The following is a 24,558-nucleotide window of genomic DNA, read 5'->3' as shown; positions in this document are numbered from 1 at the left end:
ATGATCTGCCAGACCGGGGTGCGCACGACGTGGCCGTCTCCGGCCCGGCCTGCGCACCCCGCTCACCATCAGCTGATGACGCTGTTGTAATTGGCGCATGCCGCAGCGGTGAGCCGGACCGTACCGGCCTTGCGCACCTTGATCTTCTTGGTCTTCTTCATGACGAGACACCTCCTCGCGAGAATCGGGGACGACTCGAGTCTTGCCTGCCATTCCAATGCCGAACCAAGACGTCACCAAAATCCAGGCGGGTGTCGGCGGGAGCCTCGATACCGCCGTTCCCCACGGCTTCTCGAGCGGGCGGACACCGCGGTGGAGGGGCGGACACCGCGGTGGCGGAGAAACGGCCGATGCGACGAAGAGTCGGCGGCACCGTCGAGAATCTCGACAATTCGGGTCGGAGTCGGGCGCACGATTCGAGTGAGCACGCGAAGGCATCGCCGCCGCCGCCGCTGTCGGCGCCGATCGAGGCGCCGACAGTTCCCACCGATTGCACCCGGCGGGCAGCCCGACGCGGCCTGCCCGTGACAGCGCCTCGATCGGTCGCGATGCCGACCCGAAGGTCGACGTACTGAGGTTAGCCTGGCCGAACTCTCGGGCTGCCGCGAGGGCTCGTCCGCCGACTCGCCTGCGATCACGTGATGGTGACACAGCGCCGCCGCGCAGCCTGCGCGGGAGCCGGCACGTCGTCTCGGCGGCGAACGTGGTGAGGCCCCAGACCATGCCACGCTCCGTGCTGCCTGCCACGCTCTGGCTCGCCCACGAGCGATCCATGACCCGGCGTACGGGCCGCCGAGGCCGACTTCGCTCGGCGCGCGGGCCCGTCTGCACGACCGCAGGTGCCCGCGCCCCAGCGGAGGGCGCGGGCACCGTGGCCGCCGCTGGGACGCCTGCGGGCAGCTGCCGAGGATCAAGTCACGGCGAGTACACGCCCATCTCGTAGAGGGCGTAGCCCCAGCCGGTGCCCCGGCCCGTGCCCGTCAGCCGGACGTAGCGCCCGGAGCCGTCGACGTCGATGCCGTCCACGCCGCCGTCACCCGTGGTCGTGGAGTGCAGGGTGGTCCACGACGTCCCGTCCTCGGAGACCTCGATCCGGTACTCCCGGCCGTAGGCCGTCTCCCACACCAGCTGGACGTGCCGGATCTCGCGGGACTCGCCGAGGTCGACCTGTATCCACTGCGGATCGCTCCAGTCGCTCGCCCACCGCGTCCCGAGATCGCCGTCGGTGGCCAGCCACGGGAAGTACGGTGCGCCGTCACCGACCTCCTGGAAGGTGGACGCCGTCGTGGGCCTGCCCAGCGCGACGTTCTCACCGGGCACGGTCGGCGGCACGACCCGGAACGACCTGGTCTCGATGCCGACGTTGCCCTGCCCGTCCTCGGCGACGACGTAGACCTTCCACACGCCGAGCTGCTGTGGCGCGGTCACCGTGAACGGCCCGGACCCGGTGAAGTCGGCGGGCACCAGCGCGCCGGAGCCGTCGATGTACTTGGCGTTGAAGCGGATGTCGTAGGCGATCGGATCGCCGTCGGGGTCGCTGACGTCGACGGCGACCGTGAAGGTACCGCCCGCAGGGACGTCCTGGGTCCGGCTCAGCCGCAGGTCGGTGATCACCGGCGGCGTGTTGGCCCGAGGGGTGCCGCCGTAGGCCTCGACGACCGCGTCGTAGGAGAGGCGCTTCTGCCCGCCCGGCAGCAGGTTGAACCACACGCCGCCGAAGTCCTCCTCGAGTCCGTAATGGAAGAGCGTGCCGCCGAGCGCGACGCCCTCGTGTCCGGTGAGGCAGTCCCATGCCTCGGTGTATCCCGCCCGCTTCTCCAGGTCCGTCGGCTCCTGCGGAACTCCGTTGGCGTCGTCGACGACCTCCCATTCGCCTGCGGGCCCGCCCTCGGTGAGGATGTAGGGCTTCGTGTGGCCGCCGTCGAGCCAGGCCTGCTCGATCCCGCACACGGCGTCGTAGGCGTTGACCGCGAACAGGTCCAGGGCGGGGGCGTGCTCCTCCAGGTAGGCCCAGGCTCCCGTCCAGGCGTCCGTCGAGGTGACGGGATGGTCCGGATCGACGGCCTGGATCGCCAGGGTCGCTTCGTTGACGTACTGCGCGTAGGCCACGCGCTGTCGTTCCAGCTCGGCACCGGAGAAGCAGTTCTGCAGGCCGAGCAGCGACTCGTTGCCGACGTTCCACATCAGCACGCCGGGGTGCTCGCGATAGGCCGTCACCCAACGGACCATCTCGGCGAGCATGTCGGACTTGTAGCCGGTGTCGGTGACGTAGTCGACGCAGCCGCCGCTGCCGGGGCCGCCGCCGGGCTGGAGCCAGAACCCGTTGATCACGGTGACGTCCTCGGCCGCCGCCGCGTCGAGCAGCGGCAGCGTGCTCCCGTCGGTGCCCCAGGTGCGGATGGTGTTGACGCCCATGGAACGCAGGTCCGGCAGATAGGTCGACGCGTCCGCGATGGACGGTCCCCAGGTGAGTCCCCTGACCTGGTAGGGCGATCCGTCCACGGTCAACTGCCAGTCGCCGTGGGTGCCGGTCACCTCGACGCGGCGGGGGTCCTCGGGCGGCTGTGCGGTGTCGGCCGTGCCGTAGACCTGGAACTCCCAGAGCGAATAGCCGTAGCCGCCCGCCCGCTGGGTGCCGAGCATTCGGACGTGTCGGCCCGTCCCGGCGACGTCCAGGGTCTGACGGCCGCCCGAGCCGGTGGTGGTCTCGTAGATCGTGGTCCAGGCCGCCCCGTCGGGGGACACCTGGAGCTGGAAGGCGGTCGCGTGCGCGGTCTCCCAGTCCAGCACGACCTGATCGAGGGTGGCGCTCGTCCCGAGGTCGACCTGGAGCCACTGCGGGTCGCTGAACGTGCTCGACCAGCGGGTGCCGGGGTCGCCGTCGACGGCGGCCGAGGCGGCCATGCCCTCGCTCTCGGCGGAGGAGGCGGTGGCAGGCTGTCCTTGGGAGAGCAGGACGGGCGCGGCCTCGGCCGAGCCGGGCGAGATCGCGACCATGGCGTGGCCGACGAGCAGTGTGAGCGCGGCGAGGCTCGCGGTCAGACCGTGCGCCGTTCTCCGCCGCCGCACTCCGGTGGACGGGACGAAGGTCATGGGTTCCTCCTGCTGGTGTTCGTCGCTGCCGTGAACGCACGGGACGGACCCGGATCGGGCCGGGTGGCCGGAGCTGCGGCTCCTCGCGGGCGTGGGATCGGTCGGGCGGGTGCAGGCGCTGAAGAAGCGGCGCAGGACAGCCCCGTGTCGCGATTCGTCTGTCGAGACGATCGCCGTGGACGACAATGTATGAGAGCGCTCTCTCAGAGACGATTCTGGGTCCGAGTGCGGTCGATGTCAAGCGTCCGAATAGCGTCTCGAGGTAGTCCGACTCGTTCTTCTGGAGTAGCGAGAGAAGTGTGACCAGTCAATTTTCCAGAGCCGGAATCAAGGGCATTCGTTTATCTGATGACTTATTCATCCGCCCTTGACGGGGTGCGTTCTCAGGGGCATGCTGAGCCCCGGACCGCCCGCCCTGCGCGGGTCGAATTCTGTTCCGATGGACCTGGACGGTCCTCTCGTCACGGCATTCTCAGGCTTTCGCGATCGCCGTGGTGGCCTCCCGGCGATCTATGCCTGCTCGCCCGCGCCTGCTCGGAATCGAAAAGGAGGATTCATGGCACGCGGACTCTCGCTTCTCGCCAGTTCTCTGGCCGTGGTGCTCACCGCGTCGGCCTTCGTCACGTCGTCCGGTGTCGAACCGGCCGCTGCTCAGGAGGCGCCGACTCATCACGAATTCCAGGCCAACTGCTCGGTGACCCACCACGCGGCCGACGACCCGATCATGTTCCCCGGGATGCCCGGCGCCTCGCACAACCACACGTTCATCGGCAACACCACGACCGATGCCTACAGCACGCACGAATCGCTGCTCGCGGGCGACACGTCCTGTCGGGCGCCCGACGACAAGTCCGCCTATTGGTTCCCGACCCTGTACAACGGTGACGAGATCGTCGCGCCGATCGGGCCGCAGGTCGTCTACTACAAGTCCGGGGTCCTGGACTACACGAGTGTCCAGCCCTTCCCGCCGGGGCTGCGGCTCATCGTCGGTAGTCCGATGGCGACTCAGGAGGAGTTCCGCAGCGCACCGGGCACGGTCGAAGGCTTCGAATGCGGGGACAGCTATCACAATTACGATTTCCCGGAGAACTGCCCGGCAGGCAGCCAGGTGAACATTCGTTACCAGGCCCCGAGCTGCTGGGACGGGGTCAACCTCGACTCCGCCGACCACCAGAGTCATCTGGCCTATCCGGTGGCGGGCGAGTGCACCGCCTCGCATCCCGTTCCGGTGCCGATGCTCGAGTACAAGATCGCCTTCCCGGTGGACGGTGACCTGTCCGATGTGCGGCTGGCCAGCGGCCGTGGCTACTCGTGGCACTACGACTTCTTCAATGCCTGGGACCCGGCGACGTTGGAGGCACTGGTCACCCACTGCATCAACGGCGGTCTCCAGTGCGACACGCGAGGATTCGACCAGTACAAGCCCGATCGCGGTGCTGCCCTCGACGAGGACCATCGGCTGCCCGACCGGGCCTGACCGTCTCCGTGCGGCTGCGGAGGCCCCTCGCGGGCTCAGCAGGCTGACCCTGGCCCGCCCGCGGGCGGCGTCGCGGTCGGGCAGAGGCGGCGGCCGCGTTCGATCGACGCAGGCTGCAACGCCCATGCCGACCCGACCAGCCCGACCGTCGGTTCACCCGATCCGGCTCCGGCGAACCGACGGTCGCTGAGAACACGCCGACCCGCCGGCCTGGGCACTCGCCCAGGCCGGCGGGGGTCGGTGGTCCGCCCGCCGGATCATCTCCGGATCATGGTCCGGACGGTGGTCGTCCGCGCCGGATCGGCTCAGGCCCTGCGGAGTCGCGCGATCATGCCGTCGAGGTCGCGGATGAACATGTCGGGGCGGAAGAAGTGACCGCCCGGCACCTCGTGTGACTCATGCGGAATGCCCGCGCGGTCCAGGGCACCTCGGAACTCCCGTTGGGTGTTGAGCACCTGGACCTCGTTGATCGTGTCGAACCAGTTGACCGGGTCGGGGCTGGTGCCCGCGACCAGGAAGACCCGCTTGTTGCGGTAGCTCTCGACCCGCTCGACGGGGTTGTCGGCGCTGACCCTGGCCTGGTCCCACGGCACGCCGTAGACCGTGCCGCCGCCGAGTTCCACCGCCGCCGAGGACAGATTCGCCCAGTGCACGACGAGATCGCCCGTGCCACGGAGGCTGGCCGGGCCGGAGTGGGCGCTGACGGAGGCGAAGTGGCCGAAGTACTTGGCCGCGTACTTCAGCGCACCGAAGCCGCCCATCGAGAAGCCCGCGAGGGCGCGGCCGTCGTACTCCGCGTACGTCCGGAAGTTCGCCTCGATCCACGGCCGCAGCTGCTCGAAGTGGAAGTGCTCCCAGTTGCGAGGGCCGGTGTTGGAGCTGACCGGGTTCGAGTACCAGCCTGCCGCTCCGCCGTCGGGCATGACGATGATGATCGGCCTGCCCGCCGTGAGCTCGCGGATGTTCTTCCGGTCGAAGCTGATGAAGTCCTCGGCGCCGCCGTGGAGCAGATAGAGGACGGGGTAGGTGCGCCCGCTGGTGTGGTAGTCGTCGGGGAGCAGGACGTTGACGCCCGGGTCCCAGTCGATCGCCTCGGTCGCGAAGCGGTAGTACTGCATGCGCCCGGGATTGACGTTGCTGTCCACGACGCGCAGCCCGAAGCCGTCCTGTGCGGCGGCGGCCGGAGCCGTCGCCGCGAGCGTGACGCCGCTCAGCGCCATCGCCGCGGTCATTCCCCCCACGGCCTTGAAGACCGTCCGACGGCTCAGATGGTGCTCGCTCAAGTCTTCCTCCCAGTTCCGAAACGACATGTAGCCGAGTGGCTACCGTCCGATTGCGTATGACTACCAGAACGAGGCGGTGGTCGAGGTGGGAATGAACGAACAGGGTGAACTGATCGACAGCGGGTAACCGTCGGTCCGCTTCCGTGCGATCCCGACGGCGGTTCGTCCTCAGCGGGGTCGACGGCGCACGACGGCGTCGTGCGGCCCGCCCCGCTCCCCTGGCGGCTCACTGGTTCGAGGAGCCCTGAGCCGCGCCGACCGGTGATCGATCCGCCCGGTGCAACGGCGGACACCCGAGTCTCACGACAGGTGCCGCTCGGACCGGACACCTACCGGGAGGTCCGCGCGTTCCTGGTGGCGCGGCTGGCCGAACACGACGAGCACCGCGAGAGCGCTGTCGGTCGCACGTGCGGAGTTCATCTCGGGCTGACGAGAAGGAGAGGACGGCGGGATGTCCGACGGCTGACCTGCCGGGCCGCTCCGCGAGTCACCGCGCTCGACGACGCTGTGCGGTGGACACCCGGGTGGTCATCCGTCCTGAATAGATTCGCCGCCGTCGGGCCGCCGGATCACGAATTCTGTGCGCGAGAGCGGGATTCACGACGTGATCACGGCTGAATCGGTGTGGCGGGTTTCGCCGAACGCATTCGCTCGGGCGTCCAGTAGCCGGGAGTCGAATTCAGGAAAGGGCCGCTCTCGACTTTCTCGACGCCCGATCGATCGGGCGGATTCGAGGACGGCGAATCGACGGCCCGGCCGGGCGAGGAGGCGATCACCACGACCGACCACACCACGGCGGCCGCGCCCACGGCGATCAGCGCCGCGATGCCGCCGCGAATCCTCGTGGACATGACGATCACCACCTGGTCTCGCTGCACCCCGAGACCCGGCGTAGTGGCTGCGGACCGGCTTGCGTGCCGGTCGCGCAGAATCGAAACCGGGGGCGGGGCTGCTCTCCTGGCCAGGACAGCGGGGCGGACCTGCTCCGACGGGCCTCCTGCCGGGCGGTGCGCGGTCCTCGTTCGGCAGTGTCGGCGGTGTCGTCGGTGCGGAGTACGGCCTGAGGATCGGGCCGCGCCGAGGTTCGTGAGCCGGCCGCCCGACGCCGACGGTTCGGCGCCGGGCGGCCTGCCGGGATCAGGAGACGGGCTGCCAGGCGACGTTGTCGCCGTTGGCGGTGCTCAGCCGCGTGGCGTTGCCGCCGTCGGCGTCCATGGTCCACAGGCCGTCGTAGCGGGAGAACGCGATCGCCGTGCCGTCCGGGGACCAGGCACTGCTGGTGGTCTGATTGCCCGCCTCGTTCTCGGTCAGGTTGACCAGGTTGGTGCCGTCGATGTCGACGCGCACCAGGTCGTAGACGGAACCGGTCTCCGGGTCGACGCTGGTCTGGCTGGTCAGCAGCACGGTCGTGCCGTCGGGGGAGACCCGGGCGTGGTCGAAGAAGTACTCCTGTCCGCCGGGCAGGTCGACGCAGTCGGTGCCGTCGGCGGCCACGGTGGTGGTGCACAGCTCGTAGTCGCCGACGCCGGGAGACCTGGTGTAGACGACGCCGGAGGAGTCCGGCAGCCAGGACACGCTGAAAATGTCCAGGTGGCTCGGCACGGTGAGCATGGTCAGGTCGGTGCCGTCCGGCTTGATCAGGCCGATGTCCCGCGAGCCGTCGGTGGCGAAGGAACGGAAGGCGATCCACTCGCCGTCCGGCGACCAGGCCGAGGTGCTGACGTAGGACACGCCCAGTTCGGCACTGTCGACGAGCGTGCGGGGCGCGGTGTACTGCGCGTTGTCGATGACCAGCGTGGTCGGCGCGTTCGGCTCGGTGCTCTCCTGGCTGCGGTAGAGGGTGTTCATTCCGTCCGGGGAGAAGGAGAGGAAGTCGGAGTAGAGGCCCCGGCTCGGAATGCTTCCCTCGCCGGTGCCGTCCGGGTTGATGACGGAGGAGTAGCCGAAGTGGATCGGGCCGTTGGTCGCGGCCGAGGCCGTGGCGGGCAACGCCAGGGTGAGGATGGTGGCTGCGGTCGCGGTGACGACCGCGGGTAGTGCTCGGCGCATCGGATCTCCCCAGTGAGTGGTCGATGTTCATCACCTCGACGGGGCAGGCGGCCTGTCGGTTCCCCCGCGAAGGCAAATGATTGACGGCTCACTGACCGGCGTCTGCGATCGGCGGCCCCGGTTCGGTACACGTCGCAGGCGAGTTGGTCTGCCCACCCGTGCTCCACCGCTCGAACAGAGTCCGGTGGGGAGGCGCTGGTGCGGTCGGCGGAGCAGGGTCCTGCGACCGCCTCGGCCCGAGGAATCTCGCCGCCCGGCGCCGCATCATCGGCACCGGGCGACGAGGCGGGAGGTCAGAAGACGGGCTGCCAGGCGATGTTGTTGCCGTACGAGGTGCTCAGCTGGGTGTCGTTGCCGCCGTCGGCGTCCATCGTCCACAGCGAGTTCGAGCGGACGAAGGCGATCGCCGTGCCGTCCGGGGACCACACGGCGTCGGTGGTCTGGTCGCCCGTCTCGTTCTCGGTGAGGTTGACCATGCCGGTTCCGTCGATGTTCAGGTGCATCAGGTCGTACGTGGACCCGAGCTCAGGATCGACATCGATCTGGCTGGTCAGCAGCACGGTCGTGCCGTCAGGAGAGACCTGTGCCCGGTCGAAGAACCACTCCTGGCCGCCCGGCAGGTCGACGCAGTCGCTGCTGTCGGTGGTGATGGTGATCGTGCAGAGATAGTTCTCCGCGAACACGGGAGACCTGGTGTAGACGATGCCGGAGGAGTCCGGCAGCCAGGACACGCTGTGGCTGTCCAGGTGGCTCGGCACGGTGAGCACGGTCAGGTCGGTGCCGTCCGGCCTGATCATGCCCATCTCATGTGAGCCGCTCGAGTCGGCGAAGCGGAAGGCGATCCACTCGCCGTCCGGCGACCAGGAGGCGTTGCCGATGTAGGACGCGTCCAGTTCGCCGCTGGTGACGAGTGTCGTAGGCGCGGTGTACTCCGGATTGTCGACGGCCAGCATGGTCATCGAGTCCGGCTCGGGCGTCTCGTAGGTGACGTAGAGGGTGTTCTCCCCGTCCGGTGAGAAGGACAGGAAGTCGGAGTAGTAGGTGTGGGTGTCCCGCTCCGGAATCCTTCGCTCATCGGTGCCGTCCGGGTTGATGACGGAGGAGGAGCCGAAGTGGATCGGGCCGTTGATCGCCTCCGCAGCCGCCGCCGTGGCGGGGAACGCCAAGGTGACGAGGGCGGCGGCGGTCGCGGTGACGACCGAGGGTAGTGCTGGGCGCACGTGATCTCCTGAACGAGTGGTGGGATGTCCCATCACTCGACGCTCCTGCCTGCCCGTCGGTTCCCCCGCGACGACAAGACGATCGACGAATCACGGACCTGTGGTTGGCCGGTGACCTCGTCGGCGTCGTCGACGGCCCCCGCTCCCCGCCCACGCGCCGAGCGGGGCGGGCCGGTGTTCGGCCTGGTCAGTCCGGCTGCCGCCAGGCGCCGATCCCCAGCAGCATGCGCCACAGCCAGTCCGCCGCGACGTCCGGCGGCGGCAGTGGATCGCGCGCGATCCAGGCGGTGATCACCCCCAGGGCGCTGCCCGCGATCCCCGAGGCGACGACGTCGACGGGCAGGTCCGTGTGTGCAGGCGAGTGGGCGGCGCCCACCGCGTCGCGCACGATCAGCTCGACTCGTTGCCGCAGCCGGGCGGTGACCACCGTCGATCCGTGCTCGCCGAGGACCCGGCGATAGACGGCCGCGTTGGCCGCGATGTGCTCGAGGTAGGTGATGAGCTCGCTGGGCATGGTCGGCGTCCCCGAGGCGATCGGTACCTCCGGCAGCTGCGTGGAGACGTCGTGGAGGGCGTTCTCCAGCGCCTCGGCCAGCAGCGTCTCCTTGTCCGCGTAGTGCTGGTAGAAGCTGCTGCGGTTCACGCCTGCCCGCGCCGTGACGTCGCCGACCGCGACCTCGTCGAGCGGTCGCTCGCGGGCGAGGTCCAGGAGGGCCTTCTGGAGGCTCGCGCGGGTGCGGGCGACTCGGGGGTCCATGACGGCGATCCTCTCACGTGTCCGAGGACACTCCGACAGTTATCCGACACGAGTCGGATAACCGACAGGCGTTGGATAGGGTGGCGTCCGCAAGAAATGTCCGATTCAACGAAAGGCGCCTGGTGGCCAACCTCCTGTACCGACTAGGACGGTTCTCCGCGCGACGCGCGTGGGCCGTCATCGCCGCGTGGATACTCGTGCTCGCGGCGGCGGGCGGTGCCTTCCTCGCACTCGGAGGCTCTCTGGCCTCCAGCTTCTCGATCCCCGGCACCGAGACCGAGCGGGTCAACGACCGGTTGACCGAGCAGTTCCCCGAGCTGACCGGCGCCACGGCCTCCGTGGTCTTCGCGACCGAGGGGAACGAGTTCGACACCGCACAGCGGGCGGAGATCGACGCGCTGCTCGGTCAGGTCGACGATGTCGACGGCGTGACGGCTGTGACCAGTCCCTTCGAGGTCGAGGCGCAGCGCGCCGAGGCCGAGGAGCAGGTCACCGGCGGTCGACAGCTGATCGAGGAGGCGCGCGCCGAACTCGACGCGGGCTCGGAGCAGTTGGCGGGCGGCCAGGCGCAGCTCGACGCCGCGATCGCGCAGGCGCAGGACGCAGGCGTCTACGAGCAGGCCGCCGCGAGTTTCGAGCAGCAGCAGGCCGAGCTGGACGCGGGCCGTGCGCAGCTGGAGGCGGGCCTGGCGGAGATCGAGACGCAGGAGGCCGAACTCGAGCACGGCGGCGCGCTCGTCGACTTCGCCTCCTCCATCGGCACGGTGTCGGCGGACGGGCGCACCGCCATCGCCACCATCGCCTTCGAGGAGACGCTGTTCGAGCTGCCCGACAGTGTGAAGGCCGCAGTGGCCGACGTGCTGTCGGCAGGCGACATCGCCGGGGTCGACATCGACTGGTCGGCCACCATCACCGCCTCCACCGAGGGCATCCTCGGCCCCGGCGAGGTCATCGGCGTCATCGTGGCAGGCCTGGTGCTGCTGATCATGATGCGGGCCTTCCTCCCGGCGGTCACGCCGCTGCTCAGCTCGCTCGTCGGTGTCGGCGTAGGCGTCGCGGCCTCCCTCTCCTTCTCCGGTCTCGTCCCGATGGCCTCCGTCACCCCGGTACTCGGCGTGATGCTGGGTCTGGCGGTCGGGATCGACTACTCGCTCTTCATCCTCAACCGGCATCGCAAGCAGCTGCTGGCGGGCATGGACGTGGACGAGTCGATCGGCCTGGCCAACGGCACCGCGGGCAACGCGGTCGTGTTCGCGGGCAGCACCGTGATCGTGGCGCTGGTCGCGCTCGGCGTGACCGGGATTCCCTTCCTCGCCACGATGGGCATCGTCGGCGCGGCCTGTGTCCTGGTCGCCGTCCTGGTCTCGATCACCCTGACGCCCGCGCTGCTCGGTCTGCTCGGCACCAGGGCGCTGGGGCGTCGCGCTCGCGCGACCATCGGCGACGCACGGCACACCGAGACCGAGGTCAAGCCGATGCGCACTCCCCGCGCGCTCGGCGCCGTCGCACTGGCCACCCTGGGACTGCTCGTGCTCGCGGTCCCCGCGCTCTCGATGCGACTCGGCCTGCCCGAGGGCTCCTCGGAATCGCCCGACACGACGCAGTACCAGGCCTACGCGGCCATCGAGTCGGAGTTCGGGCCCGGGATGAACGGTCCGCTGCTGGTCGTCGCCGAGCTGTCGGACGCGGTGGGCGAGACCGAGGTGACCGCGACGCAGGCGGGGGTCGCCGCAGAGCTGATGGAGCACGACGACGTCTCCGCCGTGGCGCCCATCGTCGTCTCCGACGATCGCGACGTCTTCCTCTTCCAGGTGGTGCCGGCGGAGGGTCCCTCGAGCGTCTCGACCGAGGGCCTCGTCCGGGATCTGCGGTCGCTGACGCCGCTGTCGGGTGACGCGACCCTGGGCGTCGCGGGCCAGGCCTCGGGCAACATCGACGTCTCGGAGAAGCTCGCGGAGGCGCTGCCGGTCTACCTGGTGGTCGTCGTCGGCCTCTCCCTGCTGATCATGGTGCTGGTGTTCCGTTCGCTGCTGGTGCCGTTGATCGCCACGGCCGGATACGTCCTGTCGCTGTTCGCCGCGTTGGGCGCGGTCACGGCCATCTACCAGTGGGGCTGGCTGTCGGACGTCTTCGGCGTGCACGAGCCCGGCCCGGTGCTGAGCTTCGGCCCGATCATCATCATGGGCGTCCTGTTCGGCCTCGCGATGGACTACCAGCTCTTCCTGGTCTCTGGCATGCGGGAGGCGCACGTCCACGGCATGCCCGCCAGGGCGGCGGTGGTGCAGGGCCTGCGGCAGGGGCGGGCGGTCGTCACGGCTGCCGCGATCATCATGATCTCGGTCTTCGGCGGCTTCGTCTTCAGCCACCTCGGCATGGTCCGGCCGCTCGGGTTCGGGCTGGCGATCGGTGTGCTCTTCGACGCCTTCGTGGTCCGGATGGTGCTGGTGCCCGCGTTGATGCACCTGCTCGGCGAGAAGGCGTGGTGGCTGCCGAAGTGGCTCGACAAGGCCATGCCGGACGTCGACGTCGAGGGTGCCTCGCTGGAGCACGCGCATCCGGCGAACCGGGCGGCGTCAACCGGGGCGGTGTCGAACGAGGCGGTGTCGACCGCGAGCGCGTCGACCGGGAGCACGTCGAAGTCCTGAGTCGGCCTGCTCACTGTGCCCGCCCGGCGTCGGGGCCGGGCGGGCACAGCGCTGGCCGAGCTGCTCGCGTCGGCATTCGGGCTCTCGGCGCTCCCATACCCGGTGACCGAGGCGAGGACACGGCGACAGCTCGGCCGCAGTCCTGCCGCTCGCCGTCCTCCCCGGTACGGTCGGCGGTTGTTCCGGGACCCGGCGAGCGGGCGAACGCGCGGCATACCGGGGCTGGGGGAGAGGCGGATGGACCACGTCATCCGCACGGCGGGTCCGTCCGGTCGGCGATGCCCGCCGCCTGCGCGGTGCCGAGTTGACGCCGACCCGGTAGTGAGTGTTAACTATCAACCATGGCGGGGGAACGCAGGCCTCGGGTCAGCATCGAGCTGCGTCGTGAGCAGATCCTCGCGGCGGCGTTGAAGGAGTTCAGTCACAAGGGGCTGCACGGCGGCTCGACCGTGACCATCGCCAAGGATGTGGAGATCTCCCATCCGAACCTGTTCCGCATCTTCTCGACCAAGAAGGAACTCTTCATCGCAGTACTGAAACAGACGTTTGCCACGATCGAGCGGGTGGTGCTCATTCCCGGCGAGAAGGAGGCAGTCAATCCGCTGCAGACGATGGCGGACGGCTGGGGCGATCTCATGGAACGGCGCGAGATCATGCTCATCCTGCTTCAGGGCTACGCGGCGTGTGAGGACCCGGACATCCGCGATGTGATGCAGGGCTGGACGCAGGATGCCTTCGAGCGAATGGAGGTCTTGCCGCAGGTCGGAACCGACACGGCGCACTCCTTTCTTGCCGAAGGCATGTTGTACATGGTTGCGGCGTCTATGGACCTGTCCGTTCGTGCCGAAACCGACGAATGGGCCGAGCGGTTCCTGGACTCCGGCGCCTGACCGCAGGCGGAGTGTTGTTTTTGCCCTAATGATAGTGACCGCTCACGTTCTTTTGGGTGGCTGTGATCACCGCAACGGACGGACGCCGGGGCCTGCTCGTTGATCACCGTGCCCTGGAACCGGGTCTCGCCCGGTCCGCATGGGCCGCACCGCCTGCCGGATGCGGAAGCACGCACTCGCTGACCAAGGAAGAACCGATGACGACGAAGACCGCATCGATCGTGATGCGAACCCCTCAGCGGGTGTCCCGCAGCCTGCTGCTGGTCGACCTGCCGCCGCCGTCCTGCTCGGCGCGATCAGCGGGTGGCGCACAGCGCAGGCGATTCCGGGTCGGTCCGGCCCCGTCGACGTGCCTGGCAGCAATCTCGTCCCGGTCGGGACCGGCGCCGTCGCGCCACCGCCCTGGCCGCCTTCCTTCCGTTGTGGCAGCTCGACGGTCTCGTCGAGGACTACGCCCACTACGCGAGAGGTGAGGCCGCCGACGTGCACACCGCCGTCGCCGATCTCACCGGAAGGCCCGCTCGCGACATCACCGACTTCGCCCACGACCACGCGGGCGTCTTCCCCTCCGCCTGACCGTCTCGACGAACGACATCGAAAGGAACACCAGATGATCTGGCACTGCATTCGTTTCACCCTCAAGCCGGACATCTCGGTGGCGGAGGTGGAGACCGCACTGGAGCGCATGCGCGGCGCGAGCGGCCGTCTCCCGGCGGTCAGATCGTGGGTCATCGGTCGCGAATTCGGCGGGGAGTACGAGTACGGTGCCGTCTCCACGATCACGGACGTCGAAGGCTACGAGAAGATGATGAACCATCCGGCGCACCGCGAGATCGACCGGATCGGGCTGCCGATGGTCGACAAATTCGTGTCGTTGGACATCACCGACGACCCCGACCCGGAGACGGGCGCGAAGATCGCCGCCATCCATCGGCGCCGGTACGACGAGATGCCGGACATCACCGGACTGCTCGCCGACATCAGTGAGGACCCCGGCAGCGCCGCACCCTTCTGGCGCGCGAGCTGACGACGTGCGGCGACGGCGTCGCACGGTGTCCTCCCTGGTCGAGAAGGCGGCGAGAACTCCGGCCGTCGCAGGCCGTCGCCGGACGTGGGCGCCCGATCCGACGTCCGCGCCCTCTTCTCGGCAGGCGCCGTCGGCTGCGACGCGGGTCACCGCCGCATCACCCCAGAAAACTCGAAGTGGAGGAATGCCGTGATTGATCCATGGGAAGCCGAGGCCGCAGGCTCCGCGTCCACCGCCGAGGTGTCTGCCTCGACCAGGGGCGGCGGTGTGGCCTTCCGGGAACGAATGGCGACCCGCCGGGGAGACCGACCGAGGATGGTCGTGACCTTGAAGGCGGACATTCCCGGCATCGACCCGTTCCTGGCCGATGCGGCACACCCGGTGTCGATGCGCGGGGTGGTCAGCGTCGAGGGCATCGTCTCGCGGGCCCGCGTCAGCGGAACGCTCTCCCTGTTCGCCGAGGGGGAACGGGAGGCGATGTCGTACGCGATGCACTTCGTCGACGACGACGGCCGCCGGTGGCAGCTGTCGGGAGTGAAGACGGTGCGGTCTCGCAATCCGCTGGAGCTGCTGATCGGGCTGACCACCCTCCGTGCCGAACTCTCCCTCGCCGATGCCGCAGCCGGTCCGAAGGAGACGCAGCGCTTCGTGCTGTCGATCGGTGCACGCGACCTCGTGCGGCTGGGAGCATCGCTGCGCGGATCGGGGCCGACCTCGGCCCGCAGGCTGCGCGCGGTCGCCCGTTTCGGCTCCTTCTTCACGGCTGCGACGCTGCGTCGGCGATGAACTGCCCGCCCGGCGACCGGATCGGCCGTGTCGGCTCGACGTTCGGCCGGAGTCCCGCCGCACTTCGGCCGCACCCGCCGTGACGACGTGGTGCGCGGATAGGCACGTCCTTCGCGGAGCCGAGTTGTCCCGGTCGACGTGCCGCCGGTGCAGGCCGCCGAGGCCGGTGATCGGTGAGCAGCGTGCGGAGGTCTGCCAGGGAACCGGCGGTTCCCGAGTTCCCTGACGGCTTCCGCATCGGATCATCGGTGTGGCGGCGTCAGATCATCCAAGGAACGGCGGCCCCGTCTGGATCGCTCGGTCGCCGGTCCCGCTCTCGTCGGCGAGGAGCCTCTCGTGCGTCTGCCGTGAGGTGTGTCGACAGTGCGCAGCGCCGGATCGCCCGAGCCGAGCGTCGCGACGTCTCGGGAATGTCGGATCGGCGCGCCGACAGCCCGGTCCGCTTCGATGCGGCGCACGGCGACGCGGTCAACTCGGCAGGCCGAACCGCCGGACGGGGGAGAACCACAGGACGAGCGCCGCGAGGGCGATCGGGATGATCGCCAGCAGTTGCGTCTCCCGGACTCCGACGGACTCGGCCAGCACACCGCCGAGCACCGCGCCGACGGGGGTGCCGCCGAGCGCGATCATCCGTGCCGAGGTGTTGACCCGTCCTTGTAACTCGTCCGGGGTGAGCTGCTGTCGAAGAGTGACCCCGTTGATCACCGCGAGCGTGTTGGTGCAGTACCAGATCGCCCAGCAGCCCAGGGCGGGCAGCCAGTGCTCCGTCGCCAGGACGGCGACGAGGGCCGGGATGTACAGGGTGAAGGCCACGGCCGACAGCCGGCCCGACCCGATCAGCCTCGTCGACCACGGCAGCAGGATCGTCGCCGACAGCGCGCCGATCGCACCGGCGGCGAAGAACAGGCCGACCCGCCAGTCGTCCGCGGCGATGCCGAGATTTCGATCGAGATGCACCACGAGAATCCCGATGACGGCACCGCTGGACAACGTGAGACCCACCGAGGCCAGGGCGACCAGACGGATCTCCACCGTTCGCCAGATGAACTCCAGTCCGGCCCGGATCGTGCGCAGCAGGGACGTCCTGGGCTGGGTGGCTCCCTCGATCCGGGGGTTGAGGTTCGTGCGAATCCGGAGGATCAGGATCGCCGAGACGGCGTAGGTCACGCTGCTGACGGCAAGCATCATGCTCGGGTGAGTGGCGCTCCCGACCACGCCCGCCACCGCAGGCATCGCGATCCCGGCCGTGATGCCGAACGACCAGATCACCGAGTTGGCGCGGACCAGCTGGTCTCGGCCGACGACGCTGATCAGCGCTCCCCATGCTGCGGCGTCGAACCAGACGAACGCCGTCCAGGCGACGAACGCCACAACGAGGATGTGCGCCGCGCCGACCGACCCGGTCAGGTAGACGACGGGAACGGACGCGACGACAGCGGCGGCCGTGAGGTCGGCGGCGACCATGAGACGCCTGCGGCTGAGTCGGTCGGCCAGTGCGCCTGCGAACAGACCGAAGAGCAGATACGGCAGCGACATCAGTGCCGACGTCGCTCCCGTGAGCGCGGCGGAGCCGGTCTGCTGATAGACGAGGACAGGAATGACGACGGTGAGCGCCTCGGTGCCCGCCGACGAGATGGTCCGACTGCCGAGCCAGCGACGGAAGTCGCGCTGCCACAACGAGCGACCGTCGTCCGCTGAAGCAGGATTCTCGCCCGGCTGCCCGCTCACCTGTGCCCCAAGATCAATGCGATCTGGAGCGTCGGGGATTCGTGGGCGGCCGGTCGAAGCAGGCTCACGATCCTCCAGTGGAGAAGCGCCATCGTCACGAAGGAGGGCGGCGCGGTGCTGCCCGCCATGCTCAGGTGAACGACACGTGCTCCTGCCGTGTGCACCGGTCCAGGATATTCCGGGGGCCGCCGTCGCAGGAAGGCACGTCCCGGTGCCGACGGCCGTCCGTCGTGGCGACGTCGAATCCCACGACGCAGCCGAACGACCGAGACCACCCCTCGAACAGGGTGGCGCGGCTATCGTTCGACGGGTGTCGTGGCCTCCCCGTCCTGCGCCGGGCGTCGCGACACGGCGGCGGAATCAGGCCTCGGCGTCGACCGGCGCGACACGGCGGCGATCTGCCAGGCTGCGGAGTACAGCAGCAGCACGGCCGCGAACGCGGTGCCCGCCCGCTTGGCGGCCCCGGTGACCATGCCCTCGACGAGGGTGCCGAACGGGGCCTCGACCGTCGTGGCGGGGTAGGTGGTCTCGCTCCGGCCGTCCCCCAGGTCGACGGTGACCGGGCGGTCGAAGTCCACCACCTCCACGGAGCGGAAGCCGTGATAGTCCCCGGGGACTCCCACGGCGACGGCCGTCAGGGGCGTCAGGACCAACAGCGCCGCCACGCTCCACCGCAGCGCGGGACTCAGGCGGGCGTCCCCCTCGTCCCGGCTGCGCATTCGGCGTCGGTGGCGCCACAGATACCACCCGATCGCCACTGCCCCGACGACCGTGCTCGCGTTCTGCAGCAGCCGGGAGACGGTCACGGCGTCCCACACCAGATGAGAGGCGATCCCGATCACGGCGGAGAGGATCAGCCACAGGGCGTGCCGGGCCTTCGCTCGCCAGCCTGCCGTCGGCTCCCGCCCCGGCAGTCGGACCCCGGCCGGGAGCAGCGCGGTGATCGGCGCCCGCACCATCCCGTAGAGGGCGACCAGCGCGAGGGCGAACGGCAGGTTGAGCACCAGGCCCGCGAGCGAGTGCGTCTGCGTGGCGTTGGGCAGCAGCACCCCGTACCAGTCCTGGGCGCTTGCCCTGGCCAGACCGAGGCTGCTCAGGTAGTACGGGAGGTCGGGCGCCACGGCACCCGCGACCAGCGCTGCCGCGACGAACGGCCGACGGAGCAGCGGCAGCACCGCGGCGGGATGGGCCAGGGTGAATGGCAACTCGACGCTCCAACACGGCCGTGTTCCCGCTGCGCACGTTCACCGGCCGGGCCCGCGCACGCCAGAACGGGATTCCATGGTCGGGTCCGCCTGCCGGGTCGGCCCGCCTTCTACATCTGCGGCTGCATCGTCCCAGCCACCGACCGTCGTCGAGACGGCGGCGTCGAGTCGGCGGCGTCGGGACGGCGATCCCCGGACACATCGGCCGCCGGATCTGCGCGGCCTCCCACCCTGCTGCTCGGGCTCAGCTCTTGTCCTTCCCGGCGCTGCGCCGGAACCGGCGAGCCACGACCAGCGGATCGAACAGCACGCCGAGACCGAGTCGGTTCAGTACGCGGTGTGCGCCGAGGCAGCCGATGACGACCACCGTCGTCAGCAGGAGCGGTCCGATGATCGACAGCACCGGAGTCGCCAGGGCCGCGCTCGCCGCCGTGCCGCGCAGGGCCTGGTGGACGAGGGCGAGCGGGATCATGTGGATGACGTACACCGGGAGGGTCTGCTGACCGAGCAGGCGCAGCGGTGTTGCCAGCCACGGCACCCGGGAGTCGAGCAGCGCACACGCCGTGACCCCGAAGAGCACGGCCACGATGGAGAGCAGCGGCCAGACGCCGAACCACTCGCGCGCGTCCAGCATCGAGACGAGGACGACGGCTGCCGCGAAGCCCGCCCCGAACCCCAGCATCGACGGCAGGGTGGCCGAGGCGGCGACGTTCGCCACCCGACCACGCAGCCGCAGTCCGAGGAGGAAGAAGAACAGGTTCTGGACCAGCTGCCAGAGGTTCCCCCAGTCCGGCAGCAGTCCTGCCGAGGCGATGCAGGCGAGGAAGAACGCCGACCCCAGCACGAGAGGTGTCGACAGGGTACGGGTGAGGCGGGCGACGACCAGGTAGACGGCGAGCGCGAGCAGGTACCAGAGGTTGGTGGGGCTCACGGTGAGCTGCGCGAGGTACTCGCCGAGGCCGGTCGCGCGGGCCGTGTCGAAATCGGGCGCCGCCGCCAACGCGAAGGTCTGGATCGTGAGCCAGAGGACGTACAGGCTGATCAGCCCCGTGGTGCGCCGCACCGCCGTCGCAGCATGGGGCGAACACACCGCGCGGGCGGCGAACAGTCCGGAGACGAGGAAGAAGAGCGGCATCCGCAGCGGTGACAGCGCGCTGAGCAGCGTCCACACCGCAGGCATCCCGGCGGTCGCCGGCCAGTCGAGGTGCGCGACGTGCTTGGTGACGACGTGCCAGAGGACGACGAGGATGATGCAGACGCCCTTGGCGACGTCGGGCCAGCCTTCTCTGCGCTGCGCGGTCACCTCGCTGCGCGTGCGTGGATCGGCAGCCCGACGCCCGGCACCGACGCCCCGTCGACCAGGCGGCTCATCAGCTCCTCGTAGGTCAGGCCCGCCGCCGCGAACATCCTCGGCACCTGGGAGGCCGCCGTCATCCCCGGCATGGTGTTGACCTCGTTGAGCACGGGCCCGTCGTCGGTGAGGAAGAAGTCGATGCGGGCGACCCCTGCGCAGCCGAGCGCGTCGAACATGGTCAGCGCTGCCCTCGTCAGGGCTGCGTGGTCTGCCGTGTCGAGCGCGGCGGGCACGGTGAATCGGGCCGAGCCGTCGTATTTCATCGTGGTGTCGAACAATCCGTGCGCGTGGATCTCCAGCGGCGGCGCCGCCCAGCGGGTGCCGTCGGCCTCGCCCAGCACGGCGACGTCGATCTCCCGGCCGTGGACGACCTCCTCGATCAGAATCCGCCGGTCGAACTCGGCGGCGGTGCGGAGCGCGGCGTGCAGTCGGGCGGGATCGCGGGCCAGGGTGACGCCGAAGCTCGAGCCTCCCGCCACCGGTTTCACGACCACTTCGCCCTCGAACTCGACGTCGCCGATCTCGTTCGCCGCCACCAACCGCCCCGGCGCGGTGCGGATTCCGACGGCCTGGGCGACGAGTTTGGTCGCCCATTTGTCCATCCCGATCGCGCCTGCCCGAAGGTCCGAGCCGACCACGCGCGTCTGCGCGAGAGCGCACAGGGCGGCCAGGGTCCCGTCCTCGCCGAGCGCGCCGTGCACCGCGGGGAAGACGACGTCGGCGTGTCCGATGATCCGCATCGCCGCCGCCAGCGAGTCGATCGCGCGGACCCCGAGCGACTGCTGCGCGTGCGTCCAGATCCCGTCCGGGCCGATGGTCAGCGCGTCGACCTCGAAGCCTCTCTCGCGCAGTGCCGTCTCGACGGCCGAGGCGGTGGCCGTCGAGACGTCGTGCTCCGCGTTCTGTCCACCGCCGATCACCAGGATCCGCTGTCTCATCCGATGCTCCTTCTCACTCGTGGTCCGATGCCGGTGACGATGGTGTGCGGAATGGTTCGGGCCCATCGGGCCCAGTCGTGGATGCTCGGTGTCGCGCCGCCGTCCGGGCCGAACACCGTCGCGGTCGTGCCGCGCGGGACGGGGTCCGGACCGGTGTCGACGACGATCTGATCCATCGAGACCCGTCCGACGATGCGACAGCGCCGCCCGTGGATCTCCACCGCCGCATCCCGTGCGAGGTCGCGGGGGATCCCATCCGCATAGCCGACGCCGAGGACGCCGAGGCGGGTGGGCCGATCGGTGACGTGATCACCGCCGTAACCCACCGAGGTGCGCGCCTCGACGGTGGTGCTGTGCACGATCGACGCCGTCAGCCGGGACGCCCCGTGCAACATGACCGTCTCGGAGGGGTCGATGCCGACGAGTCCAGCGCCGATGCGCACCATCCCGAAGTGCGTCGCCGGATCGGTCAGTGCGCCTGCCGTGGCGGAGAGATGGACGATCAGCGGACCGAGACCCGCCTTCGCCGCCGCCCGCCGTGCCTCGTGCATCCGAGCGACGGCAGGCCGGTTCGTCGGGGGATCGGCCTGATCCGCCAGCGGGAGATGTCCCATCAGACCGACGACGTCGATCCGCCGCGACAGCTGCCCCCGTCGGGCGAGACCCAGCAGCTCGTCCCACTCATGACGCGGACAGCCGCCGCGGGCCATGCCGGTGTCCAGCTGGAGGTGCACCCGCACGGTGGCCTCGGCCCCGGCGAGGAGGTCACGCAGCTCGTCGGCGGACCCGACGGCGACGTCGATCCGCTCGGCGGCGGCCAGGCAGGCGTCGACACCGGCGGGGTTCAGCCACGAGAGGATCGGCACCGTGAGTCCGGCCGCACGCAGCGTCGCGGCCTCGGCCAGGTCCGTCACCCCGAGCCACTCGGCGCCCGCGTCGACGGCGGCCGTCGCGATCGGGACCGCTCCGTGGCCGTACCCGTCGGCCTTGACCACGGCCATGATCGCGCTGCGCGTCCGCGCCCGTGCGCTCGCCAGGTTCGCGGCGACCGCGAGGGGGAGCGTCTCCAACGTTGGTGGCCTCACCGGGGTGACCGGAAAGGCCCGCTCGGTGACCTGCGTCGACGTCACTGCTGCATCCTCGGGTCTTCGGTGGGGTCCGCATACATCTGCGGGCAGCCCTCGACGGCCGCCTCCGGTCGCAGCTCGTAGTGCCACGGCTCGTTCCCGTAGATCTGACACAGGCCGTAATCGGAGCCGTACCGGACCAGCCAGTCGATGGCCGCATACGGGCCGATGTCGACCGCGTCGCCCGACACGTGCTCGGAGGTCGCCGAGGTCGCCACCCAGCGGGCGGCCTCCTCTCGCGAGCCGTATTCGGCGACGGCGTCCCGGAACAGCCGATCCTGATACCTCGGTGAGCGCCAGCCGCTGGTGACCTCGAGCGTGACGCCGTCGCCCTCGGCGTCCGTCGCGGCGCGTCGAAGGGCGGCGAGCAGGTCGGCGTCGAGCCTCACCACTGCCGGCGCCTCCTCGTCGAAGGCCGAGAGCCGCTGACCGTCGACCACCTTGCCGTCGGCCGCAGTGGGTTCGCCGCGTATCGCCGCCCACAGCGCGTCGATCGAGGTGCCTGCGGAGGCAGCGGAGCCTGTCTGCCGCGACTGCAGCACGGCGAACCCGGCGATCATCGTGACGGCGAGCGTCAGCCCGACCACGACGATCCGACGTCGGCGAGGCGCACTCGGAGCCTGCTCAGCCACGCCGATCCCCGCTCACGACGGAGAGGGACCGAAGACAGGCCGAGAGCCTGTCTTCGGCCCCTCTTTCCTGTTGCGCGGGGCCGGCGTGGCGATCTGCGGCGTTGTCGTCGGTCACCATGGCTCCGCCATGGCTCTCTCCTCCGCCTGGCAGCTCATCCACGCCGGTCCCGCTCACGACGGAGAGGGACCGAAGACAGGCTCTAAGCAGGGCGGGTGTGCTGTCGTTCATGCCATTCAGCGAACTTCGCCCACTGTTGCCAGGAGGTATCCGATTCTGGATATGCCCGCGATATGCGGTGCTGCGTAGCCTGCACGCATGCGTGTGCTGATCGTCGAGGACGAGCCCTACCTGGCCGAGGCGGTCCGGGACGGGCTCCGGCTCGAGGCGATCGCCGCCGACATCGCGGGCGACGGCGACACGGCGCTGGAACTGCTCGGCGTGAACTCCTACGACATCGCCGTGCTGGATCGCGACATCCCCGGCCCCTCCGGCGACGAGGTCGCCCGGTGGATCGTCGGCTCCGGAAGCGGCATCCCGATCCTCATGCTCACCGCGGCCGATCGTCTCGACGACAAGGCATCCGGATTCGGGCTCGGCGCCGACGACTATCTCACGAAGCCGTTCGCGCTCCGGGAACTCGTGCTCCGGCTGCGCGCCCTCGATCGTCGGCGGGCACACACCCGGCCGCCGGTGCTGGAGGTCGGCGGACTCCGCCTGGACCCGTTCCGCCGGGAGGTCTTCCGCGACGGTCGGTACGTCGCGCTCACCAGGAAGCAGTTCGCCGTGCTCGAAGTGCTCCTCGCGGCGGAAGGCGGAGTCGTCAGCGCGGAAGAGCTGCTGGAGCGTGCCTGGGACGAGAACGCCGACCCCTTCACAAACGCCGTCCGCATCACGGTCTCATCGCTGCGGAAGCGACTCGGCGAGCCGTGGTTGATCGCCACCGTCCCCGGAGTGGGTTATCGCATGGACACCGACGTCGACCCGGGGGCGGCGGACGGTTCCCGTGCCTAGACGCCCTGGGCTCAGCGTCCGCCTGAAGCTGACGCTGAGCTACGCGGCCTTCCTGGTCGTCGCAGGCGTCCTGCTGCTCGCCGTCGTGTGGGTGTTCCTGCTGCGCTACGTGCCCGACCGCGCGATCAACACGCGGGGCGGCTTCGTGCCCAACCAGTCGGATCTGCTGCGAGCCTTCGCCCCGGCGGCGACCGCAGCACTGTTGTTCCTGCTCGTGCTCGGTCTGATCGGCGGATGGTTCCTTGCGGGGCGGATGCTCGCTCCCCTCACCCGCATCGGCGACGCCGCGCGGCTGGCCACCAACGGATCACTCTCGCATCGCATCCGGATGGAGGGCCCGCAGGACGAACTCAGCGAACTCGCCGACGTCTTCGACACGATGCTCGAGCGGCTCGAGGCGCACGTCGCGGAACAGCAGCGGTTCGCGGCGAACGCCTCCCACGAGTTGCGCACGCCGTTGGCGATCTCGCAGACGCTTCTCGACGTGGCGCGCAACGATCCGGACCGAGACGTCGAGGAGCTCATCGCCCGGCTCCAGACCGTCAACACCAGGGCGATCGAGTTGACCGAGGCGCTGCTGCTGCTCAGCAGAGTCGACGGAAGATCGTTCCTGCGGGAGATCGTCGATCTCTCCCTCGTCGCGGAGGAGGCGGTCGAGACGCTGTTCCCGCTCGCCGAGCGGCGCGGTGTCCGGATCGACGTCGGCGGGGAGAAGACGCAGACCGTCGGCTCGGCGGCGCTGCTGCTCCAGATGACGATGAACCTCGTGCACAACGCGATCGTTCACAACCTGCCCGCAGGCGGCATGATCTCGGTGCACACCGCGATGCAGCGGTCGATGACCGTGCTCCGCGTCGAGAACACGGGCAGCGCGCTGTCCCCGGAGCGGGTGTCGACCCTGACCGAGCCGTTCCAGCGCGGCACCGAACGCCTGCGCGACGACGACCATGCAGGCGTCGGCCTCGGACTGGCGATCGTGCAGAGCATCATCCGCGCGCACGCCGGGACGTCGACGATCATGCCCCGCCCCGGCGGCGGACTCGTCGTCACGGTGCGGCTTCCCGCCGCCCGACGCACCGCCTCGCGCGCCACCCGCGCCTAGCGCGGCAGCCCGCGGGGGAGGCCTGCGAGCCCCAGCCGTCGGCCCCGCGACGAGCCCGTCCCCGCTCCTCCGCATCTCCGCAGGCACCGAGCGGTACGCATGCGGTGCTGACCTGTACCGGCCGCCCCCATGGTTGAGCCGATCGATGGTGCGCGAGGCAACTTCGCTGCCCAGCGGTGAGGGGCTAGGCTGCTCGGCCGGGGATCGAGCAGCCACCTCCTGCTCGGCGGCAG

At 69.8% G+C, this 24,558-nt stretch carries 20 protein-coding genes; 8 read left to right on the top strand and 12 right to left on the bottom strand.

Annotation, left to right across the window (positions count from 1 at the left end):
- Window positions 1–915: 915 nt before the first annotated feature.
- Window positions 916–3,093, bottom strand: a complete 2,178-nt coding sequence (locus UA75_RS19850) for a discoidin domain-containing protein (RefSeq protein ID WP_075741532.1) — start codon at window positions 3,091–3,093, stop codon at window positions 916–918.
- Window positions 3,094–3,649: 556 nt separating this feature from the next.
- Between UA75_RS19850 and UA75_RS19845 the strand changes: the two genes are divergently transcribed.
- A complete protein-coding gene (locus UA75_RS19845; RefSeq protein WP_075741531.1) occupies window positions 3,650–4,570 on the top strand; it encodes a DUF1996 domain-containing protein in 921 nt (306 codons plus the stop codon).
- 305 nt (window positions 4,571–4,875) lie between these two features.
- Here the strand turns inward: UA75_RS19845 and UA75_RS19840 are convergent, their stop codons facing one another.
- The 5 genes from UA75_RS19840 to UA75_RS19820 form a co-directional block, all read right to left on the bottom strand.
- Entirely contained in the window at window positions 4,876–5,853 is a 978-nt protein-coding gene (locus UA75_RS19840) for an alpha/beta hydrolase (protein WP_269466405.1), read from the bottom strand.
- 608 nt (window positions 5,854–6,461) lie between these two features.
- Window positions 6,462–6,704 carry a hypothetical protein gene (locus UA75_RS19835; protein ID WP_157434306.1) on the bottom strand — a complete coding sequence of 81 codons (243 nt, stop codon included), beginning with the start codon at window positions 6,702–6,704 and terminating at the stop codon, window positions 6,462–6,464.
- A gap of 286 nt (window positions 6,705–6,990) precedes the next feature.
- Window positions 6,991–7,902, bottom strand: a complete 912-nt coding sequence (locus UA75_RS19830; protein WP_075741528.1) for a TolB family protein — start codon at window positions 7,900–7,902, stop codon at window positions 6,991–6,993.
- Between the two features lie 293 nt (window positions 7,903–8,195).
- Window positions 8,196–9,122 carry a TolB family protein gene (locus UA75_RS19825; RefSeq protein ID WP_198044184.1) on the bottom strand — a complete coding sequence of 309 codons (927 nt, stop codon included), beginning with the start codon at window positions 9,120–9,122 and terminating at the stop codon, window positions 8,196–8,198.
- 187 nt (window positions 9,123–9,309) lie between these two features.
- On the bottom strand, window positions 9,310–9,879 hold the full coding sequence (locus tag UA75_RS19820) for a TetR/AcrR family transcriptional regulator (protein WP_075741526.1): 570 nt from the start codon (window positions 9,877–9,879) through the stop codon (window positions 9,310–9,312).
- A 122-nt stretch (window positions 9,880–10,001) separates the two neighbouring features.
- On the opposite strand from UA75_RS19820, the gene UA75_RS19815 reads away from it, so the two are divergent.
- From UA75_RS19815 to UA75_RS19795, 5 genes are all read left to right on the top strand, one after another.
- A complete protein-coding gene (locus UA75_RS19815; RefSeq protein WP_075741525.1) occupies window positions 10,002–12,524 on the top strand; it encodes an MMPL family transporter in 2,523 nt (840 codons plus the stop codon).
- 341 nt (window positions 12,525–12,865) lie between these two features.
- Window positions 12,866–13,414, top strand: coding sequence for a TetR/AcrR family transcriptional regulator (locus UA75_RS19810; RefSeq protein WP_075741524.1), 549 nt, complete (start codon window positions 12,866–12,868; stop codon window positions 13,412–13,414).
- A gap of 303 nt (window positions 13,415–13,717) precedes the next feature.
- Window positions 13,718–13,990 carry a hypothetical protein gene (locus tag UA75_RS34670; RefSeq protein WP_075741523.1) on the top strand — a complete coding sequence of 91 codons (273 nt, stop codon included), beginning with the start codon at window positions 13,718–13,720 and terminating at the stop codon, window positions 13,988–13,990.
- A gap of 34 nt (window positions 13,991–14,024) precedes the next feature.
- Window positions 14,025–14,441, top strand: coding sequence for a Dabb family protein (locus tag UA75_RS19800; RefSeq protein ID WP_075741522.1), 417 nt, complete (start codon window positions 14,025–14,027; stop codon window positions 14,439–14,441).
- Window positions 14,442–14,630: 189 nt separating this feature from the next.
- Window positions 14,631–15,227, top strand: a complete 597-nt coding sequence (locus UA75_RS19795) for a hypothetical protein (RefSeq protein ID WP_157434305.1) — start codon at window positions 14,631–14,633, stop codon at window positions 15,225–15,227.
- 468 nt (window positions 15,228–15,695) lie between these two features.
- Here UA75_RS19795 and UA75_RS19790 read toward each other — a convergent pair whose 3' ends face one another.
- From UA75_RS19790 to UA75_RS19765, 6 genes are all read right to left on the bottom strand, one after another.
- Window positions 15,696–16,904 carry an MFS transporter gene (locus tag UA75_RS19790; protein WP_075743994.1) on the bottom strand — a complete coding sequence of 403 codons (1,209 nt, stop codon included), beginning with the start codon at window positions 16,902–16,904 and terminating at the stop codon, window positions 15,696–15,698.
- Between the two features lie 347 nt (window positions 16,905–17,251).
- Entirely contained in the window at window positions 17,252–18,160 is a 909-nt protein-coding gene (locus tag UA75_RS19785) for a DUF4184 family protein (protein WP_232237337.1), read from the bottom strand.
- Window positions 18,161–18,404: 244 nt separating this feature from the next.
- Window positions 18,405–19,463: an acyltransferase family protein gene (locus tag UA75_RS19780; protein WP_075741520.1), complete on the bottom strand. Its 1,059-nt coding sequence runs from the start codon at window positions 19,461–19,463 to the stop codon at window positions 18,405–18,407.
- Window positions 19,460–20,452 (bottom strand): D-alanine--D-alanine ligase, encoded by a 993-nt coding sequence (locus UA75_RS19775; protein WP_075741519.1) that lies wholly within the window; start codon window positions 20,450–20,452, stop codon window positions 19,460–19,462. Before UA75_RS19775 ends, UA75_RS19780 begins: the two co-directional genes overlap by 4 nt.
- On the bottom strand, window positions 20,449–21,582 hold the full coding sequence (gene alr, locus UA75_RS19770; RefSeq protein ID WP_075741518.1) for an alanine racemase: 1,134 nt from the start codon (window positions 21,580–21,582) through the stop codon (window positions 20,449–20,451). Before alr ends, UA75_RS19775 begins: the two co-directional genes overlap by 4 nt.
- Complete coding sequence (locus UA75_RS19765; RefSeq protein ID WP_232237336.1) at window positions 21,579–22,211, bottom strand: M15 family metallopeptidase; 633 nt, start codon at window positions 22,209–22,211, stop codon at window positions 21,579–21,581. Before UA75_RS19765 ends, alr begins: the two co-directional genes overlap by 4 nt.
- Before the next feature lie 316 nt (window positions 22,212–22,527).
- Between UA75_RS19765 and UA75_RS19760 the strand changes: the two genes are divergently transcribed.
- Both UA75_RS19760 and UA75_RS19755 read left to right on the top strand, forming a co-directional pair.
- Complete coding sequence (locus UA75_RS19760) at window positions 22,528–23,223, top strand: response regulator transcription factor (RefSeq protein ID WP_075741516.1); 696 nt, start codon at window positions 22,528–22,530, stop codon at window positions 23,221–23,223.
- Window positions 23,216–24,325 (top strand): sensor histidine kinase, encoded by a 1,110-nt coding sequence (locus tag UA75_RS19755; RefSeq protein ID WP_075741515.1) that lies wholly within the window; start codon window positions 23,216–23,218, stop codon window positions 24,323–24,325. The genes UA75_RS19760 and UA75_RS19755 overlap by 8 nt, the downstream gene beginning before the upstream one ends.
- The last annotated feature ends 233 nt before the right edge of the window (window positions 24,326–24,558 follow it).

It is taken from the genome of Actinoalloteichus sp. GBA129-24 (assembly GCF_001941645.1).
Taxonomy (GTDB): domain Bacteria; phylum Actinomycetota; class Actinomycetes; order Mycobacteriales; family Pseudonocardiaceae; genus Actinoalloteichus_A; species Actinoalloteichus_A fjordicus.
Note: the sequence above shows the minus strand (reverse complement) of the source record. Positions and strands in the feature narration are given on the sequence as shown.

Coding starts and splice junctions, on each gene's coding strand:
- UA75_RS19850 (WP_075741532.1), bottom strand. CDS start 3,093: ATGACCTTCGTCCCGTCCACCGGAGTGCGGCGGCGGAGAACGGCGCAC.
- UA75_RS19845 (WP_075741531.1), top strand. CDS start 3,650: ATGGCACGCGGACTCTCGCTTCTCGCCAGTTCTCTGGCCGTGGTGCTC.
- UA75_RS19835 (WP_157434306.1), bottom strand. CDS start 6,704: ATGTCCACGAGGATTCGCGGCGGCATCGCGGCGCTGATCGCCGTGGGC.
- UA75_RS19830 (WP_075741528.1), bottom strand. CDS start 7,902: ATGCGCCGAGCACTACCCGCGGTCGTCACCGCGACCGCAGCCACCATC.
- UA75_RS19820 (WP_075741526.1), bottom strand. CDS start 9,879: ATGGACCCCCGAGTCGCCCGCACCCGCGCGAGCCTCCAGAAGGCCCTC.
- UA75_RS19810 (WP_075741524.1), top strand. CDS start 12,866: ATGGCGGGGGAACGCAGGCCTCGGGTCAGCATCGAGCTGCGTCGTGAG.
- UA75_RS19800 (WP_075741522.1), top strand. CDS start 14,025: ATGATCTGGCACTGCATTCGTTTCACCCTCAAGCCGGACATCTCGGTG.
- UA75_RS19775 (WP_075741519.1), bottom strand. CDS start 20,452: ATGAGACAGCGGATCCTGGTGATCGGCGGTGGACAGAACGCGGAGCAC.
- UA75_RS19760 (WP_075741516.1), top strand. CDS start 22,528: ATGCGTGTGCTGATCGTCGAGGACGAGCCCTACCTGGCCGAGGCGGTC.